This window comes from Pseudarthrobacter sulfonivorans (assembly GCF_001484605.1).
GTDB lineage: Bacteria > Actinomycetota > Actinomycetes > Actinomycetales > Micrococcaceae > Arthrobacter > Arthrobacter sulfonivorans_A.
Genome location: NZ_CP013747.1, coordinates 3,690,011 through 3,706,875, shown reverse-complemented (window position 1 = coordinate 3,706,875; position 16,865 = coordinate 3,690,011). Strand labels below are relative to the sequence as shown.

The window sequence follows — 16,865 nt, the reverse complement described above, 5'->3', positions numbered from 1 at the left end:
TACCATCCGGTTCCGCTATATGACCCGGGCCGGGGCTTTCCATACAGTGACGTTGTTGACGGCACGTTGATGGTCAGCTGCCAGGCAAAGCCCACCGCTATATGAAGGCTGAAGGTAAACAGGGAAGACGCAAATATCTACGATACGGCAAAACCAATTACGTGTCTACCCCACAACCGGACTTATTGCAAGCACTGATTTTTGGCTTCTGGCCCGCGTTTAGAGGCGGAGCGTGACGTCCGCTGCGGTGCACTCGCCCGCGTTTGCGAAGACAGCATCCCGCACACCATCCTTGGAAGCCTGCTCCGGCTCGCCGCCCTTTTTCGCGGCCGTGGAGTGGTCAAGAGCGAGGACGCTGAGCGAGGTAAACAGTCCCACCAGGTTCCCCGACACCGTGTCCTTGGCGTCCTGCGCGGCAAAGTAGATGTCCTCGTAGGCGTTGGAATCATCCTCGATGGCCTTGTAGTCGGCGTAGAGCGAGTTGAACGTCTCGCAGGCTCCCTTAACACCTCCGGCCTGGGGCGCTGCTGACGGACTGGAGGAGCGCGACGGCGACGCGGTGGACGGTGCGGACGTGGACGCAGTGGGGGCCGCTGTGGATGAAGTGCTGTCCGGCGCAGGAGTGGCAACGCTGCAGGCGGTGAGTCCGGCGAGGCTGGCCATGGCTGCCGCGGCGAGGATTTTCTTCAAGATGCTGCTGCTCCCTGTTTGCGTTGCTCTGTTGCTTTCGTCTTCGCCGTCCACCCTACGCACCACCGCGACCTCGCGCACAACCGGCGGATGGGTAGTTCTCCCCTGGCGGCCACGGCCGGCACGATTGGAATCATCGGCACCCCTGCGGCGTTTGGATAAATAGGTGACAAGCCTCACGGTAGCCTTGGAAGTACATCGATTCAGAGCGGAAGAGATCACAATGGGCAACTCCAACGACAACACTGACGTGGTCATCCTGGCCGGTGCGCGCACCCCGCAGGGCCGGCTCAACGGGCAACTGGCGAGCTTCACCGCCGTCGAACTGGGAGCGCACGCGATCAGGTCCGCGATTGCAGCGAGCGGCGTGGACGCCGGCCAGGTGGACGCCGTCATCATGGGCCAGGTACTGCAGGCCGGCGCCGGGCAGAACCCCGCACGCCAGAGCGCCATCGGAGCGGGAATCGGCTGGAACGTTCCCACGGTCACCATCAACAAGGTGTGCCTGTCCGGGCTGACCGCGGTGATCGACGCCGCCAGGATGATCCGCAGCGGCGACGCCACCGTGGTGGTGGCCGGCGGCCAGGAATCCATGACCCGTGCGCCCCACCTGCTGCCGGGTTCGCGCCAGGGCTGGACGTATGGCGCCATCCAGGCGCTGGATGTTGCGGCGCACGACGGCCTCACGGATGCGTTCGACGGCCAGTCCATGGGCCTGTCCACCGAGACCAAGAACCTGACCCTGGGCATTGACCGGACCTCGCAGGACAACGTGGCCGCCCACTCGCACCAGCGTGCGGCGCTGGCGGCGAAGAACGGCGTCTTCGACGACGAGATAGCGCCCATCAGCGTCAAGCAGCGCAAGGGAGATCCCATCGTTGTCTCCACCGATGAAGGGGTACGGCCCAACACGTCCATCGAGTCCCTGGCCGGGCTCCGGGCAGCTTTTGTCAGCGACGGAACCATCACCGCCGGCAACTCCTCTCCCCTGTCCGACGGCGCCTCCGCACTGGTGCTGGCATCGCGCCGTTTCGCGGAGGAGAACGGCTTGGAATACCTGGCTGTGGTGGGGAAGCCCGGACAGGTTGCCGGTCCGGACAATTCCCTGCATTCGCAGCCGTCCCACGCGATCATGAACGCACTGCAGCGGGCGGAATGGAGCACCGCCGACCTGGACTTCATCGAAATTAACGAAGCCTTCGGTTCAGTCGCGGTGCAGTCGCTGAAGGACCTGGACTACCCGCTGGACAAGTGCAACATCCACGGCGGCGCCATTGCCCTGGGCCACCCGATCGGGGCGTCCGGTGCGCGGTTGGCGCTCCACGCGGCCCATGAACTCAAACGGCGGGGCAGCGGCAAGGCCGCGGTCTCCCTGTGCGGCGGCGGCGGCCAGGGCGAAGCGCTCCTGCTGTACCGGGACTGATGGTGGGCCGGGACTGATGGCGGGGCAGGTGGACAACGGGGGCGCCGCCGTCGGACGTCAGCGCTTCCTTGCAGACGCCGCCGGGCGCGGCTTGGACGTGCAGCTGGTGGAGCGGCTGGCCGCGCGGAGCCTCGAGGAGGCTGCCGGGATTCTGGGCATCACGCCCGCGGACATCGTGAAGTCCCTGGTGGTCAAGCACAAGGACGGGACGTTCCTGTTCGCGCTGATTCCGGGTGACCGGCAGATCTCCTGGCCAAAACTGCGGACCCTGGTGGGCGTCAACAAACTCTCGTTGCCGCCCGCGGACGTGGCGCTTGGTGCGACCGGCTACGAACGCGGGACCATCACCCCGCTCGGCAGCACCACCGCCTGGCCGGTGTACGCGGACGCCACCATTGCCGGCCGCCGGATCTCCATGGGCGCCGGCGAACACGGCTACAGCGCGTTTGTGGACGCCGATGCGCTCACCGCAGCACTGGGCGCCGTCGTCGCCGATATCTCCGAACCAAACTAGCAACGCGGGGTCACTTACGGCCCAATAGTGGGCACTTCATGGGCCATATGTGACCCCGCGTTGGGTTAAATGCAGGAAAACCCCGCCCACCGAAGTGGACGGGGTTTTCCGTGAAGCGGCGTGAGTTACTTGAGGGTAACGGTTGCGCCGGCAGCCTGGAGCTGCTCCACTGCCTTTTCGGCAGCTTCCTTGGTGACGCCTTCGAGGACAGCCTTGGGGGCGCTGTCAACAACGTCCTTAGCTTCCTTCAGACCCAGGGAAGTGATTGCGCGAACTTCCTTGATCACTGCGATCTTCTTTTCGCCAGCTGATTCGAGGATAACGTCGAATTCAGTCTGCTCTTCAGCTTCTTCAGCTGCGCCGCCACCGGCGGGGCCAGCAACAGCAACTGCAGCTGCAGTAACTTCGAAGGTCTCTTCGAAGAGCTTGACGAACTCGGAGAGCTCGATGATGGTCAGTTCCTTGAAAGCTTCAATGAGCTCTTCGTTGGTGAGCTTCGCCATGGTGTGGCGTCCTTCCTATAGGTGGTGCTTGGCGGCCTGGGCCATTGCCTTCACACCGGAGTCTGGTGGGTGAAGAGAAACTAGTTCTCTTCGGCAGCGGGTGCTTCGGCGGGAGCCTCGGCAGCTGCTTCGGGGGCTTCGTCTGCGGCCGGAGCTTCTTCCGCGGCGGGAGCCTCGGCAGCTGCCGGTGCACCGTTCGCTTCTTCGAGCTTGAGGCGCAGTGCGTCAATGGTGCGTGCAGCGGCGGCAGCAGGAGCCTTGAGGATGCCTGCAACCTTGGCGAGCTGCAGCTCGCGGGACTCGAGTGCTGCCAGGGCAGCGACTTCGCTCGCGTTCAGTGCCTTGCCCTCGAAGTAACCGGTCTTGATGACCAGCTGCTTGTTGGCCTTGGCAAAATCCGTCAGGCTCTTGGCAGCGGCAACTGCGTCACCCTTGATGAACGCGATTGCAGTAGGGCCGGAGAGCTGGTCGTTGAATGCTTCGACACCAGCTTCCTTGGCTGCAATGGCGGTCAGGGTGTTCTTGACGACCGAGAACTTGGTGTCCTGGCCGAGAGAAACACGCAGCTGCTTGAGCTGTGCAACGGTGAGCCCGCGGTATTCGGTCAGGACAGCGGCGTTCGATTCCTTGAAATCGTTAGTGATCTCAGCTACTGCTGAAACCTTTGTAGGCGTTGCCATAACCCTCCTTCCGGGGATAGTGCCGGTATGCGACGGTCCCCGCTCAGATGAGCTAAAACTAAAAAACGCCCCGCGCAGATGCACGGGGCTTGGCTCAACACGGCTTTCACTGTGGAGCGTTGCTTCGTTCACCTGCGCCGGCCGCCCTATGTTCAGGGTCCTTCGTCCAGAAATGCATTTGGCCTCCCGCACACAACTGCAGAGTTGAGCTGCGTTCAGGAGAATGGATTTCCAACAACCGACGGTCTTTGGTACTTCAAGCTTACGGGACCGGTCGCCGGACCACCAAATCGGCCTTAGCTCTTGCTGGTCCCCAGGTACGGAAGTTCCTTCTGCCAGATGCCGGTCACGCCGGCGGTGGTGAAGCCGAGCTGCTGGTTGACAGTCAGCAAGTACCTGTTCTCGGGGGCGTTCCAGGTGTAGATGACACGGGCATCGGGGAACTGCTCGGTGAGCCGCTCCATGTTGGCCACCTTGATCAGCAGCCCCAGCTTGTTCCCCCGGTGCTCCTGCAGGACCAGGGTGTCGTCCTGGAACACCACATCGGGCCGGTGGGCCAGGACGCTGATGGTGGTCAGGCCCACCAGGGCCCCGGTGGCCAGATGCTCGACGGCGGTGACCACCGTCCGCCGCCCCTGCGCGATGGTGACCTCTTCGGCCTCGCGGAGGATGCCGCCGTCGAACACCATGTCCTGCTCAACGGGAGTCTCAAGGGAAGGATCGACGTCGGCGCCCGCCTGGTTCTCGAGCACGGCCACGGCTTCCAGCCACTCATCCGGGCAACGGTCCGTCCAGTGATGGAGCCGGTACCGCGCGTTGTTGGCTTCATCCGCCTCGGCCTGGAGATCGGCCACGAGTTTGGTGTCCAGCGGCAGTGCACAGGAGCTGAACTGTTCGATGTGCTGAAGTGTGTAGCCGGTCCGGCGCGCGAATTCGACTTCCCGGCTGTCCAACGGCACAAAGCCCTGGCCTGAACCCGGCACCAGCTGGGCCGTCTCGAACTCGTGCAGGGACGCGCCGGGATGGTTGGTGTCAACGAGGATCAGCGTGCGGCCCTCGCTGCGCGCCAGGTGTTCGGCCGCGAGGAGCAGCTTGCGGCCCACTCCCTGGCGCTGGAATTCCGGCAGGATGTCCAGGGTGAACTCCGCCATGTCCAGGTTGTCGGTCAGCGGCAGGGCAATGTCCACCGTGCCGATGATCTGTTCTCCGGCCTTGGCCACCAGGATGACTTGGCGCTCATAGGGATCCGCCAGCTCCAGCAGCTTCTCCAGCGGCGTGTACGCGAGGTCATCGCTGCCCCAGGTCTGCATCCGTACCTTGCGGCCCACCTCCACGGCAGCCAAGAAATCCACCGCGTCAGGTGCGTCCAGGTTGTCCGGGATCCACAATTGCTCGATCCGTACGTCTTCTGCCATAAGGTGCGTCATCCCAGCCGTTTCTGCCATTCGCCCTCATAACCAGCAGGTTTGAATCCAAGCAAATTATTTATCGCCAGCATATGCCGGTTTTCCACGGCGTTCCATGTCAGCACCGAACGCGCCGCGGGCCATCGATGCTGGGCGGCTCGGAGGTTCGCTGCCTTGATCAGCAATCCCAGCCTCTTCCCGCGGTGCCCGGAAGAGACCAGGGTGTCCTGCTGGGCAATGCTTGCAGGAATGCCCGGCCGCCAGTTCAGGACCGTATAGGCGACGAGCTGGCCGGTGGGCTTGTGCAGCGCGGCCGCGACCTGGCTCTGCAGGCCGCTGCGGCTGTTCGACTCCTCCTCCTGCCGGACCCTGGCAGCGTCCCAGTCCTCGGCCTCCCAGTCCATCCCGGCAATGGGCACATCCGTGCTCATCCGGTTCTTGAGGACTGCATATTCAGTCACGAGTTCGTCAGGACAGGTATCAGACCAGCCCACCAGGACGTAGCCGGCTGCCCGTACGGACGCCTCCATCTCCAGCGTGTCGAGTTGATTCGCCGGGACCGGCAGCGTGAGCCGGCTGGCCCTCTCCACCTGCTCAAGTTCGTAGCCTGCACCGGCCGCAAAGGCCACGGCGGGATCATCGGCGGGGAGCCCGCCCGCCCCCGATTTGGCGGGGATCAGCCTGGCTGCGTTCTCCACCGGCCCGGCGGGCAGCTCACAGTAGGCATCCAAGGAAGTGCGGCCGCTGTCCGCGGCCACCGCCTCGGCATGCTCCAGCAGGCGGCGGCCCCAGCCCCGCCGCCGGAAGGCTGCCGCCACGTCCACCATGATCCCTGCCGTGGACGTGTTCTCACGCAGGGGCAGGGTGACGGAGCAGGTTCCCACGGTTTCCTGGCCCAGCCGTGCTATGAAGAGCCGGCGTTCCTCATACTCATTGCCGCGCCAGTATTCCAGGCTTTCCATGGCCGTGGGGCAGCGGTCCAGGTCGCCCCATTTCTCCAGCTCATGCTTCTCGCGCAAGGCGTGGCACTCGTGGAAGTCCATCACACCGCCGGTGCCGCCGGCACCGTGGCCTGTCCCGGCGTCGAGCGCTGAAGGAATGGCCACTGCGGTGATCATCAGCTGGTGACCGGTCATCCCCCATCCTAACCATCCATACGGTTTGGACGAGGGGGCAGGGGCCGCATGGTCCAGGGCTGTTGAGGTTAAACCAAAGGACCGCCCGGCGCAGTGCCGGACGGTCCATTGGTGTGCCGGAATAACCCGGCCGAAGTGCTGTTGAGGACTAGACCTCGGTCAGGACCTTCGTGACGTTGGGGTCGACGGAGATGCCGGGACCGAACGTGGTGGCCACAGTGGCCTTCTGGATGTAGCGGCCCTTGGAAGCGGACGGCTTCAAACGAAGCACCTCTTCCAGTGCTGCTGCGTAGTTCTCGGCCAGCTTGATGGCGTCGAAGGAAACCTTGCCGATGATGAAGTGCAGGTTCGAGTGCTTGTCGACGCGGAAGTCGATCTTGCCACCCTTGATGTCGTTGACAGCCTTGGCCACGTCTGCGGTCACGGTGCCCGTCTTCGGGTTCGGCATCAGGTTACGGGGACCCAGGACCTTACCAAGACGGCCAACCTTGCCCATGAGGTCAGGGGTGGCGACGGCTGCATCGAAGTCGGTCCAGCCGGCTGCGATCTTTTCGATCAGGTCATCGGAACCAACGAAGTCGGCGCCGGCAGCGATTGCTGCCTCAGCCTTGTCGCCCGTTGCGAAGACCAGGACGCGGGAGACCTTACCGGTGCCGTGGGGCAGGATAACGGTGCCGCGGACCATCTGGTCAGCCTTGCGAGGGTCAACGCCCAGGCGGAAGGCAACCTCAACAGTGGCGTCGAACTTGGACGGGTTGGTGTCCTTGGCGAGCGTTACTGCCTCGAACGGCGCGTAGAAGTTCTCCGCGTCGATCTTGGCGGCTGCTGCCTCATATGCTTTGCTGCGCTTTGCCATGCTGCTTATTTCTCCTTGTGCAGTTGTGGTCTGCGGACCGCGCTGGGCCCTGCCACAGCCGAGGATCCTGGAAGGACCCTGCGGCATTTCAATGTTTCAGTGGTGCCGGTTTCCCGACGGTGAAGGCTATTAGCCTTCTACGGTGATACCCATGGAGCGGGCGGTGCCGGCGATGATCTTCGCTGCGCCTTCGAGGCTGGTGGCGTTGAGATCTTCCATCTTGGTGGTGGCGATCTCGTTGACCTGGGCCTGAGTCAGCTTGGCAACCTTGACGGTGTGCGGGGTGGGTGAACCCTTGGCAACGCCTGCAGCCTTCTTGATGAGCTCTGCAGCCGGCGGGGTCTTGGTGATGAACGTGAAGGAACGGTCTTCGTAGACCGTGATTTCCACGGGGATAACGTTTCCGCGCTGGGCTTCTGTGGCAGCGTTGTACGCCTTGCAGAATTCCATGATGTTGACACCGTGCTGGCCAAGCGCAGGACCGATCGGCGGGGCCGGGTTAGCGGCGCCTGCCTGGATCTGCAGCTTGATGAGGCCGGTGACCTTCTTCTTGGGAGCCAATGTAAGGTCCTTCTCTCAATATCTTCCTGGGACACAGGAGCGTGCCTCAGGTTTTTGGCCGCCATGGCGAGGCGACCGGCCGTTCCGGGGCTGCTAAGCGGGCAGTCCGGAACGAATTCTGTGCGGGTAACTAGATCTTGCTGACCTGGTTGAATGCCAGCGTGACCGGGGTCTCGCGTTCGAAGATCGATACGAGCACCACGAGGGTCTGGGATTCCACCTTGATCTCGGAGATCGTGGCGGGGAGGGTCTCGAACGGACCTTCCTTGACGATGACCGATTCGCCGACCTCGAAGTCGACGTCAATCTGGGCGGCAGCATGCTTGACGGGCTTGCCCTTTTCGGCCTGCTCTTCTTCGAAGACCGGCGCGAGCATGGAGAAGACTTCGTCGAGGCGAAGCGGCACCGGGTTGTGGGCGTTGCCCACGAAGCCGGTAACACCGGGAGTGTGGCGGACGGCGCCCCAAGAGGCATCCGTCAGGTCCATGCGGACCAGGACGTAGCCGGGGATCCGGACGCGGTTGATGACCTTGCGCTGAGCGTTCTTGATCTCAACGACCTCTTCCATGGGCACCTGGATTTCGAAGATGTAATCTTCCATGTCCAGGGTCTGGATGCGGGTCTCAAGGTTGGCCTTGACGCGGTTTTCGTAGCCGGCGTAGGAGTGGATGACGTACCAGTCACCCTCCTGGCGGCGCAGCTTGGCTTTGAATTCGTCGGCGGGGTCAACCTCGGCCTTGGCGGCCGCGGCTGCCAGGGCGTCTGCATCAGCGTCGTCGCCCTCTGAGTCGCCTTCAGCAGGTTCGCCTTCTACGGCGTCATCCTCTGAATCGGCATCCTCTGAATCGTCTGAATCGTCGGCGGAATCGGCGTCGGCGGATTCGGGCGCAGCGGACTCAACCTCGGACTCTTCACCGGCTTCAGCCGTGGGGGCCGCCGTGTTGTCCGTGGACTCTTCCAGCTCAGTCTCGGTTACCTCGAGCTCCTGCTCAGACACTTGGTCTCCTGCTTCCTCATTGCCTAACATGCCTATTTAAATGGCTCAATTCCGCACACCGCGTGGATTCTTCCGGTTTACCCGGACAAGGCCACGCGGCCTGCGGACGATTCGCCCTAGCGGTCCCCGGGAGCGATCCCGCCGAAGACCCAACTGACAGCGGTTCCAAAACCGATGTCCAGCAGGCTGACGATCACCATCATGATGGCCACGAACACCAGCACCACGAGCGTGTAATTGATCAGTTCCTTGCGGGTTGGTGCAACAACCTTCTTCAGTTCGCCGATGACCTGGCGAATGAAGAGTGCAATACGAGCGAAGAAGTTAGCCTTGGCGTCCTTCTTAGCTGGGCGGCCCTTGGAGCTGCTGGCAGCTGTTTCGGTCACCTGGTCCTCGCTCATCTTTGCAATGTTGGATTACCCGGTTCTGATCAGAACCATGGTTGCTGCGCTTGCTCCGGCATTCCGCCGGAACAGCTTGCGCAGGGCAGACAGGACTCGAACCTGCAACCTGCGGTTTTGGAGACCGCTGCGCTACCAATTGCGCCACTACCCTATGGATCGAAAACAGCATCCTGACAAACTTCCGCAGTTTGCACTGGGGCGCACGTCATCATCCGTGTTTTCAACACCGGAGAACCAGTCTACGCAACAACTTCGTCTACGTCGAACCAGCCTCATTCCGGACCGTCCAATCCGCCCTCGTGGGTGAGTTGACCTGCAGTCACATCCACGCCGGCAGCCCGAACGATCCGCTGAACAGCATAGAGTAGATCACGTCGAATTCCACCATTCAGCCTCCCGGCTGCAAGCGAAGAACGGACCCTGCCATGTCTGCCGCCCGCGTTTCCCAGCGCATTTCCGCAATTGCCGAATCCGCAACCCTGGCTGTTGATGCCAAGGCCAAGGCGCTGAAGGCAGCTGGCCGGCCGGTTATTGGCTTCGGGGCAGGGGAACCGGATTTCCCCACTCCGGACTACATCGTCAAGGCATCCATTGAGGCCGCCAGCCAGCCCAAGTACCACCGCTACTCCCCCGCCGCCGGCCTGCCGGAGCTCAAAAAAGCCATCGCCGAGAAGACCCTGCGCGACTCCGGCTACGCCGTGGATCCGTCCCAGGTCCTGGTGACGAACGGCGGCAAGCAGGCCGTGTACAACACCTTCGCCACGCTGGTGGATCCGGGCGACGAAGTGATTGTTCCCACGCCGTTCTGGACCACCTACCCGGAGGCCATCAGGCTCGCCGGCGGTGTCCCTGTTGAGGTGTTCGCCGGACCTGAGCAGGACTACCTGGTCACCGTTGAGCAGCTTGAGGCCGCCGTGACGGACAAGAGCAAGATCCTGCTGTTTGTCTCGCCGTCCAACCCCACGGGCTCCGTGTACAGCCCGGAGCAAGTGGCCGAGATCGGCAAGTGGGCCGCCGCCAAGGGGCTCTGGGTGGTCACCGACGAGATCTACGAGCACCTGACGTACGACGGCGTCCCGTTCACCTCCATCGCCACGGCAGCCCCGGAACTCGGCGACAAAGTGGTCATCCTCAACGGCGTCGCCAAGACCTATGCGATGACCGGCTGGCGGGTCGGCTGGATGATCGGCCCGGCCGACGTCATCAAGGCTGCCACTAACCTGCAGTCACACGCCACCTCCAACGTTTCGAACATCATGCAGATTGCAGCCCTCGCCGCCGTCTCCGGACCGCTGACCGCCGTCGACGAAATGAAGGTGGCCTTTGACCGCCGCCGCAAGGCGATCGTTGCCGGCCTGAACGCGATCGACGGTGTTGAATGCCCGACGCCGAAGGGTGCGTTCTACGTCTACGCGGACGTCCGTGCGCTGCTGGGGAAGGAATTCCCGACGGCGGCAGGCACCGCAACGCCGTCGACCTCCGCCGAACTGGCTGCTTTGATCCTGAATGAGGTTGAAGTAGCCGTGGTGCCGGGTGAGGCGTTCGGACCCTCAGGCTACCTGCGGCTCTCTTACGCCCTGGGCGACGAGGACCTGGCCACCGGCGTCGCCCGGCTCCAGGACTTCCTGGGCAAGGCCAAGTAGGCACGCTCTCTCACTTAATGCAGGAAATACTCAAACGCTCTATCACTTTCTTTAGGAGAGTGAACTGGTCCCCGGAAGTTGGACTGGCCAAATAGGATCCTAAGCTGCAAGGGCCTGGGCACGGTATTGCACCGGGCTTAGGCCCTTGAGCTTTGTTGAGATTCTTTTGGTGTTGTACCAGTGGATGTATTCCTCGATTGCAGCTGCCAGTGCGTCGGTGTTGAGGAATCGGACGCGGTGGAAGAGTTCTTCCTTGAGGTGACCGAAGAAGTTCTCCATGACGGCGTTGTCGTAGCAATTGCCCTTGCGGGACATTGATTGCACCCCGCCGGCGCCCTCGATCAGGGTGCGCCAGGACGCGTGGCGGTACTGGAAACCCTGGTCCGAGTGCACCAGCGGCTGCTGACCGGGCTGCAGGCAGGTCAGGGCCTCACGCAGGGAATCGTTGGTGAGCGCCAGGTTCGGCGACAAGCCCAGCGAGTAAGAAATGATCTGCCGGTCGAAGAGGTCCATGACCGGTGAAAGGTAAAGCTTCCGGTCGCCGACGCTGAACTCCGTCACATCGGTAACCCACTTCTGGTTCGGTGCATCAGCCTCGAACTCCCGGTTCAGCACGTTGGGCGCTACCGCGCCCTGTTCGCCCCGGTAGGAGTTGTAGCGCTTCCTGCGCCGGACCTTGCAGGCCAACCCGAGTGCCTGCATCAGCTTCAGCACGGTCTTCTTCGCGACCGTCCATCCTTGCTTGACCAGCTCCGTATGGACCCGCCGGTGCCCGTACCGGCCATGGTTCGTCTCGAAGATCTCCGTGACCGCGGCTTTGAGTTTCTCTTTCGGGTCGGGCGCCTGGATCCGGGGCTGGTGATAGAAGAACGTGGATCTGGCCAGCCCGGCGACGTCCAGCAGGACACCAAGCGGATAGTCAGCCTTGAGGGAAATGACGGCTTGAACCTTTACCGACGTCCCTGTTCCCTCAAGGCCCGCAGTTTTCCCAGGTACGCCACCTCAGCGCGCAGCCGCTCGTTCTCCCGCCGCAACCGCTCAAGCTCGGGCAGCTCCGCAGGCGGCGGGGAATCGGGTTTCCGCGGTCTGCCTTTGGGCTTCGGCCGCAACCCGTCCTCACCGTCCAGCCGATACGCCCGGACCCACTTCTGCAGCAGCTCACGCGAGGCCAAACCCGCCTCCACTGCCAGATCCGGGCCGGACTCGCCCGCGAGGAACCGCTCCACCAAGGCCAGCTTGAACTCGAAAGAGTACGACTTCGCCAGCCTGCTCACCAGCACTCCTTGCCCATGAATCCTCCACCGCCCATACAGGGCCCTAACCGGCACACGAGCCGCATCGAGCGACCGAGCCGCCGACCCATACCCCACACCCTTCTCAAACAACGCTACAACCGCCTCGCGCTGCGCCTCAGACAATGAACTACGTGCATGCATAAAACTGCTCCCCGGAAGTCGGAACTGAATTTCTCAGTCCAACTTCCGGGGAGCAGTTCAGAGTGATGGAGCGTTTGCGATTAAGCCGCATCAAGTGAGAGAGCGTTGGGGGAAAAGGCACATTAAGTGAGAGAGCGTCCGGGTGGGGGCGCTAGAGGAGGCGGCGTTCGGCGGCCCACTTGGTCAGCTCGTGCCGGCTGGAGAGCTGCAGCTTGCGCAGCACCGCCGACACGTGGGTTTCCACAGTTTTGATGCTGATGAACAGCTCCTTGGCCACCTCCTTGTAGCTGTAGCCCCGAGCGATCAGACGCATCACTTCAAGCTCGCGCGCGGAAAGCCTGTCCAGCTCATCGTCGGCAATATCGGCCGGAGCGGTGCCGAAGGCGTCCAGCACGAAGCCCGCGAGCCGGGGCGAGAACACGGCGTCGCCGCCGGCGACTCGGAACACTGCGTCGGTGATCTCGGCCCCGGAAATCGTTTTGGTGACATACCCCCGGGCACCGGCGCGGATGACCGACACCACGTCCTCGGCGGCGTCGGAGACGCTCAGGGCCAGGAACTTGGTGGTGGCCAGCAGCGCCGCCGAACCCGCGATGACTTCCCGGCCGCCGCCGCCCAGGCCACCGGGCAGGTGCACGTCCAGGAGCACCACTTCCGGACGCTCCTGCGCGATCACGGCGATGGCCTGCTCAACCGTTGCCGCTTCCCCCACTACCTGGATGCTCTCAGAGAGGTCGGCCTTGAGTCCCGAGCGGAAGATGGCGTGGTCGTCCACGATGACCACCCTGACCGGCGTTGCGGGGCGGATGGGCCCGGTCCCCTGTACGTTGTTCATGATTTCCCTTCCGCGTTTTCCGTTTGGAGCGCCGGCATTCCCAGCCGCACCTCAGTGCCGTTGGGCGTGCTGGTGATGGAGGCGGACCCGCCGTGGCGTTTCATGCGTCCGATGATCGATTCGCGGACACCGAGACGGTCTTCGGGCACATCCTGCAGGTCGAAGCCCGGCCCCCTGTCCTTGATGAAGATTTCCGTCCGACCATCGGAAACTTCGAGGTAGACAGAGACGGTCCCGCCGCCGTGCCGGGAGGCATTGAGCATCGCCTCACGGCTGGCCTGGACCAGGGCTTCATGGGATTCGGTCATGGCTGTGTCCCCGACGCTCACCACCTCCACGGCGTTGCCGAGCGAGTCTTCCACCTCGGCACCCACTGCCTTGATGCGGTCCGAAAGCTGGCCCGCCTCCTTCCCCGGGTCCTGGAACAGCCAGCTCCTGAGCTCACGTTCCTGCGCCCGGGCGAGCCGGACAACGTCGTGCTCGCTTCCCGCCCGCCGCTGGATCAGGGCGAGGGTCTGGAGGACGGAATCGTGCAGGTGGGCAGCGATCTCGGCCCGCTCCGTTTCACGGATACGGCCCGCCCGCTCAGTTTCCAGGTCCCGCCAGAATTTGAGGGCCCACGGAAGAAGTACCAGCACCACGCCGCCCAGCACCGCCACCGATGCCAGCAGCGCCAGCCAGGTCTGTTCCCAGGATCCGGAACCGGACACCATCACCAGCACGCCGGCAACCACCAGCGCCAATCCGGCGGCCAGGCGCGCCCAGCCGCCTGCCTGATCGGCCTTGGTTTTGTCCACGAGCCCCGCGCGGCGGGTTTCGTCGAGCTGCATCCAGGCGATGGCTGCACCGCCCAGCACGGCAGCCGCAGGGATTAGGGTCTCCAGGGGAACGTCCACGCCCAGGAGCCGGGCAATCATGATGCCCGCCACGAGGAGGAGGCCGGCGCCCAGCAGAATCTCCTTGCCATAGCGCATGCTGCGGACCCGGAACCACGGCGGCCGCACGGGGGCCCCGTAGCCCGACCCGTAGCCGGCAGCGGGCCCGCCGGGGGAAACCCCCGGGGCGTCAGCACCGGCGTCGGGATTTCCCCACCAGGGAGCGGCCGCGGGCGAGCCCTGCGACGGCGCCGCCGAGGGCGGTCCGGCGCTGAATGCCGGGTCAAGGCTGACGGCCGGGGCAATGGGCGACGCCGGACGCCTGGCGTTTCGCCGTGCGCTTTCGTCCGCCGTGGGGACCATGATCCACAGCCACGCGTAGAAGGCCAACCCGGCGCCGCCGGCGAGGGTTGCGAGCGCCATTCCGATCCGCACGCTTTTCACCGGCCAGCCCAGATGCGCCGCGAGGCCGGCACATACGCCCGCGATGACGCGGTCGCTGCTGCGGACAAGCGGTGGGCGGGTGAGGGCGGTGGTCATGTGTCAATCCAAGCACGGATCAGGGTTCCCCGGACCCGATTCCGGCCTGAACCGGGGGTAACTCAGGGGCGAGTCAGGGTGTTCCCCAGTAGAGCTGCGCCGCCCCGGACGGCAGGATCGAAGTATGAACTCCCAGACCCCCACCCCCGATGACGGCCAGCCCACGGAACCGCTCCCCCCTCGCGACCCGGACCAGCCAACCGAACCCCTGCTGCCACCCCCGGCTGCTTCGCAGGACACACCCCCGGCCGCCGGTCCCTATGCCGGCCCCTACGCAAGCCCGTATTCCGGCCCGTCCGCCGGCCCTTACTCCAGCGCCAAAGCACCGGGCCAGTCCGGTGACTTCTTCACCTGGGTCCGGAGCCACGGCATCCAGCGCGGACGCGACCGGTGGATCGGCGGTGTCTCCAGCGGCATCGCGCACCGGATGGGCATCGATCCGCTGATTGTCCGCGGCATCTTCATTGTCCTCACCCTCTTCGCCGGAATCGGCGTCCTGCTCTACGGCCTGGCGTGGGCATTCCTTCCCGAACCCGACGGGCGCATCCACGTCCAGGAAGCGGGCGCCGGCCGCTGGTCCAGCGGCATGACAGGCGCGCTGATCACCACCGTGGTGGGACTCACCGGGCTGGGCGGCGGATTCTGGGGCTGGAGCCGCAACGGCTTCGGCGGATTCCTCTGGACCGTCTTCTGGGTGGGCGGCGCCATCTACTTCATCTACTACCTGACCCAACGCAGCAAGGCCCGGAATGGAGCTCCCATGAACGCGACACCGCAGCCGGCCGGCGGAGACTCCGGTTACTCGGCCTCCTATCCCACAACCCCCTATTCCGCGCCGTTTGCGGCCACGGACGCTGCTTCGACCCGCACGTCCGGCACGTCCGGCACGTCCGGCAGCGCACCCTACCTTCCGGTCCCGCCGTCGGGCGTCAACCCGCCTTACGGCGGCGGCACTTACGGCGGCGGCAGCTACGGCGGGGGCGGCAGCGACGGCGGTGCCTACGGCGGCTACCAGCCACCGCAGGGCCCGGCCCGGGCACCCAAGGTCCGCCCCTCCGGCCCCGGTGCCCCGGCAGTAGCCATCACAGCCGGAACAGCACTCCTGGTGGGTGGCGGGCTCAAGGCCCTGGACGCCGGCAACGTGATCAACCTCGGTGACGCCGCCAACGCGATCGTCTGGGCCAGCGGCGCAGCCGTCCTGGGCCTGGGCATCCTCATCGCGGGCCTTCGCGGCCGGACGTCCGGAATCCTCGGTTTCTTCGCCGTTGTTGCCTTGGTGATCGGCGGCATCTTCAACGTGGTGGGCAACGGCGACAGGGTCCGCTTCAGCCAGGTCGACTGGGCACCGACGAGCCAGAAGCAGGCGGCCGATGGCTTCAGCGTCACCGGCGGCCGGGGAACCGTTGACCTCACCCAATTGGCCGCTCAGGCCCCGCTGGACTCAGACGTCGTGGTTCCCCTGGACATCACGGCGAGCAACGTCACCGTGATCCTCCCCAGCAGCATTCCAGTGGACGTGAGGGCAGACATGACGCTGGGGAACCTCAACGAAGGCACCAACCACCGGGGCGGCATTACGTCCCGGGAATCCAGCTACAACACCGACAAGCCAGGCGGCCACCTGATCATCCGGATCGACGGCACCGTCAGCAACGTCACCATCCAGGAAGGGAACTGACATGAGCAACGTCAATCCGTCACCAGACCCATACACTCCGGAAAGCACGACGGCGGCCGGCCAGCCCGGAGCCGACGCACCCCAGCAGCCATCCGCCCGCGTGGGCACCATAGTCTGGGGCCTCATCGTGATGGCGCTGGCCGCCCTGATCATCATCGCCCAGCTGGGCGTGGTGACCCTGAACGGCACCTACGTGCTGATCGGCCTTATGATCGGCGCCGGCGCCGCGCTGGTGATTGGCGGGCTGCTCTCGGCCCGGAAACGTGACAACGAACCCACAACAGGGAAGTCTTGAACCATGGACAAGTTCTTCAGCATCGTCAGGGGCTTCGGCCTGAAACGTGGACCCCAACGCTGGCTGGGAGGTGTGTGCGGCGGCATTGCGGCAAAGCTCAATGTGGATGTGGCATTCGTCCGGATCGCTTTCCTGGTCTTCTGCCTCCTTCCCGGCCCCGCCGTCGTCCTCTACGTTGCAGCGTGGCTGGTCCTTCCCGACCAGCAGAACTCCATCCCGCTGCAGAACTTCCTGGACCGCCGGTCCATCAGCTGAACTCGTGTAAGAACCGCAAGGCCCCCGCTCCCCGGACAATCCTTCCCGGAGCGGGGGCTTCTGCTGTCCTTGTCCACCGGCCGGTGGACAACAGGTTCAACCGGCCGGGGCTGTTGACCGGCACCCCGGGACTGCCAC

Annotated in this window: 19 protein-coding genes and 1 tRNA gene; 6 read left to right on the top strand and 14 right to left on the bottom strand. The window is 64.3% G+C overall.

Features of this window, described 5'->3' with window-relative positions; all coding sequences use genetic code 11:
- Nucleotides 1-219: 219 nt before the first annotated feature.
- Nucleotides 220-690 carry a hypothetical protein gene (locus AU252_RS16805; protein WP_058933017.1) on the bottom strand — a complete coding sequence of 157 codons (471 nt, stop codon included), beginning with the start codon at nt 688-690 and terminating at the stop codon, nt 220-222.
- 223 nt (nt 691-913) lie between these two features.
- Between AU252_RS16805 and AU252_RS16800 the strand changes: the two genes are divergently transcribed.
- Both AU252_RS16800 and AU252_RS16795 read left to right on the top strand, forming a co-directional pair.
- The gene (locus AU252_RS16800) at nt 914-2,113 is read left to right on the top strand and encodes an acetyl-CoA C-acetyltransferase (RefSeq protein WP_058931712.1); all 1,200 of its coding nucleotides are present in this window, start codon (nt 914-916) and stop codon (nt 2,111-2,113) included.
- 16 nt (nt 2,114-2,129) lie between these two features.
- Nucleotides 2,130-2,627 carry an aminoacyl-tRNA deacylase gene (locus AU252_RS16795; RefSeq protein WP_058931711.1) on the top strand — a complete coding sequence of 166 codons (498 nt, stop codon included), beginning with the start codon at nt 2,130-2,132 and terminating at the stop codon, nt 2,625-2,627.
- A 125-nt stretch (nt 2,628-2,752) separates the two neighbouring features.
- On the opposite strand, the gene rplL is transcribed toward AU252_RS16795, so the two are convergent.
- From rplL to AU252_RS16750, 9 genes are all read right to left on the bottom strand, one after another.
- Nucleotides 2,753-3,130 (bottom strand): 50S ribosomal protein L7/L12, encoded by a 378-nt coding sequence (gene rplL, locus AU252_RS16790; RefSeq protein ID WP_056344416.1) that lies wholly within the window; start codon nt 3,128-3,130, stop codon nt 2,753-2,755.
- 80 nt (nt 3,131-3,210) lie between these two features.
- On the bottom strand, nt 3,211-3,810 hold the full coding sequence (gene rplJ, locus AU252_RS16785; RefSeq protein ID WP_058931710.1) for a 50S ribosomal protein L10: 600 nt from the start codon (nt 3,808-3,810) through the stop codon (nt 3,211-3,213).
- Nucleotides 3,811-4,106: 296 nt separating this feature from the next.
- Complete coding sequence (locus tag AU252_RS16780; protein WP_058933016.1) at nt 4,107-5,225, bottom strand: GNAT family N-acetyltransferase; 1,119 nt, start codon at nt 5,223-5,225, stop codon at nt 4,107-4,109.
- Nucleotides 5,226-5,233: 8 nt separating this feature from the next.
- Nucleotides 5,234-6,352, bottom strand: a complete 1,119-nt coding sequence (locus tag AU252_RS16775; RefSeq protein ID WP_058931709.1) for a GNAT family N-acetyltransferase — start codon at nt 6,350-6,352, stop codon at nt 5,234-5,236.
- A gap of 148 nt (nt 6,353-6,500) precedes the next feature.
- The gene (rplA, locus tag AU252_RS16770; RefSeq protein WP_058931708.1) at nt 6,501-7,208 is read right to left on the bottom strand and encodes a 50S ribosomal protein L1; all 708 of its coding nucleotides are present in this window, start codon (nt 7,206-7,208) and stop codon (nt 6,501-6,503) included.
- A 129-nt stretch (nt 7,209-7,337) separates the two neighbouring features.
- A complete protein-coding gene (rplK, locus tag AU252_RS16765; RefSeq protein ID WP_024365990.1) occupies nt 7,338-7,769 on the bottom strand; it encodes a 50S ribosomal protein L11 in 432 nt (143 codons plus the stop codon).
- Between the two features lie 130 nt (nt 7,770-7,899).
- Nucleotides 7,900-8,766 carry a transcription termination/antitermination protein NusG gene (nusG, locus tag AU252_RS16760; protein WP_058931707.1) on the bottom strand — a complete coding sequence of 289 codons (867 nt, stop codon included), beginning with the start codon at nt 8,764-8,766 and terminating at the stop codon, nt 7,900-7,902.
- A gap of 116 nt (nt 8,767-8,882) precedes the next feature.
- The gene (gene secE, locus AU252_RS16755) at nt 8,883-9,167 is read right to left on the bottom strand and encodes a preprotein translocase subunit SecE (protein WP_056344431.1); all 285 of its coding nucleotides are present in this window, start codon (nt 9,165-9,167) and stop codon (nt 8,883-8,885) included.
- Nucleotides 9,168-9,248: 81 nt separating this feature from the next.
- A tRNA-Trp gene (locus AU252_RS16750) sits at nt 9,249-9,321 on the bottom strand.
- A gap of 274 nt (nt 9,322-9,595) precedes the next feature.
- Here AU252_RS16750 and AU252_RS16745 point away from each other — a divergent pair.
- Nucleotides 9,596-10,813, top strand: a complete 1,218-nt coding sequence (locus tag AU252_RS16745; RefSeq protein WP_058931706.1) for a pyridoxal phosphate-dependent aminotransferase — start codon at nt 9,596-9,598, stop codon at nt 10,811-10,813.
- Between the two features lie 99 nt (nt 10,814-10,912).
- Here AU252_RS16745 and AU252_RS23650 read toward each other — a convergent pair whose 3' ends face one another.
- The 4 genes from AU252_RS23650 to AU252_RS16725 all read right to left on the bottom strand — a co-directional run bounded on the left by AU252_RS23650 (nt 10,913) and on the right by AU252_RS16725 (nt 14,499).
- Nucleotides 10,913-11,713 carry an IS3 family transposase gene (locus AU252_RS23650; RefSeq protein ID WP_240484410.1) on the bottom strand — a complete coding sequence of 267 codons (801 nt, stop codon included), beginning with the start codon at nt 11,711-11,713 and terminating at the stop codon, nt 10,913-10,915.
- A gap of 50 nt (nt 11,714-11,763) precedes the next feature.
- Nucleotides 11,764-12,087 (bottom strand): helix-turn-helix domain-containing protein, encoded by a 324-nt coding sequence (locus AU252_RS24645; RefSeq protein WP_240484212.1) that lies wholly within the window; start codon nt 12,085-12,087, stop codon nt 11,764-11,766.
- 313 nt (nt 12,088-12,400) lie between these two features.
- Entirely contained in the window at nt 12,401-13,084 is a 684-nt protein-coding gene (locus tag AU252_RS16730) for a LuxR C-terminal-related transcriptional regulator (RefSeq protein ID WP_058931703.1), read from the bottom strand.
- The gene (locus AU252_RS16725; RefSeq protein WP_058931702.1) at nt 13,081-14,499 is read right to left on the bottom strand and encodes an ATP-binding protein; all 1,419 of its coding nucleotides are present in this window, start codon (nt 14,497-14,499) and stop codon (nt 13,081-13,083) included. Before AU252_RS16725 ends, AU252_RS16730 begins: the two co-directional genes overlap by 4 nt.
- A gap of 124 nt (nt 14,500-14,623) precedes the next feature.
- Here AU252_RS16725 and AU252_RS16720 point away from each other — a divergent pair, with 124 nt between their 5' ends.
- Genes AU252_RS16720 through AU252_RS16710 form a run of 3 tightly spaced genes read left to right on the top strand, consistent with a single transcriptional unit; the run spans nt 14,624 to nt 16,727 of the window.
- Nucleotides 14,624-16,177, top strand: coding sequence for a PspC domain-containing protein (locus AU252_RS16720; protein WP_058931701.1), 1,554 nt, complete (start codon nt 14,624-14,626; stop codon nt 16,175-16,177).
- Between the two features lies 1 nt (nt 16,178).
- Nucleotides 16,179-16,472 carry a hypothetical protein gene (locus AU252_RS16715; protein ID WP_058931700.1) on the top strand — a complete coding sequence of 98 codons (294 nt, stop codon included), beginning with the start codon at nt 16,179-16,181 and terminating at the stop codon, nt 16,470-16,472.
- Nucleotides 16,473-16,475: 3 nt separating this feature from the next.
- The gene (locus AU252_RS16710) at nt 16,476-16,727 is read left to right on the top strand and encodes a PspC domain-containing protein (protein ID WP_058931699.1); all 252 of its coding nucleotides are present in this window, start codon (nt 16,476-16,478) and stop codon (nt 16,725-16,727) included.
- Nucleotides 16,728-16,865: the final 138 nt, after the last annotated feature.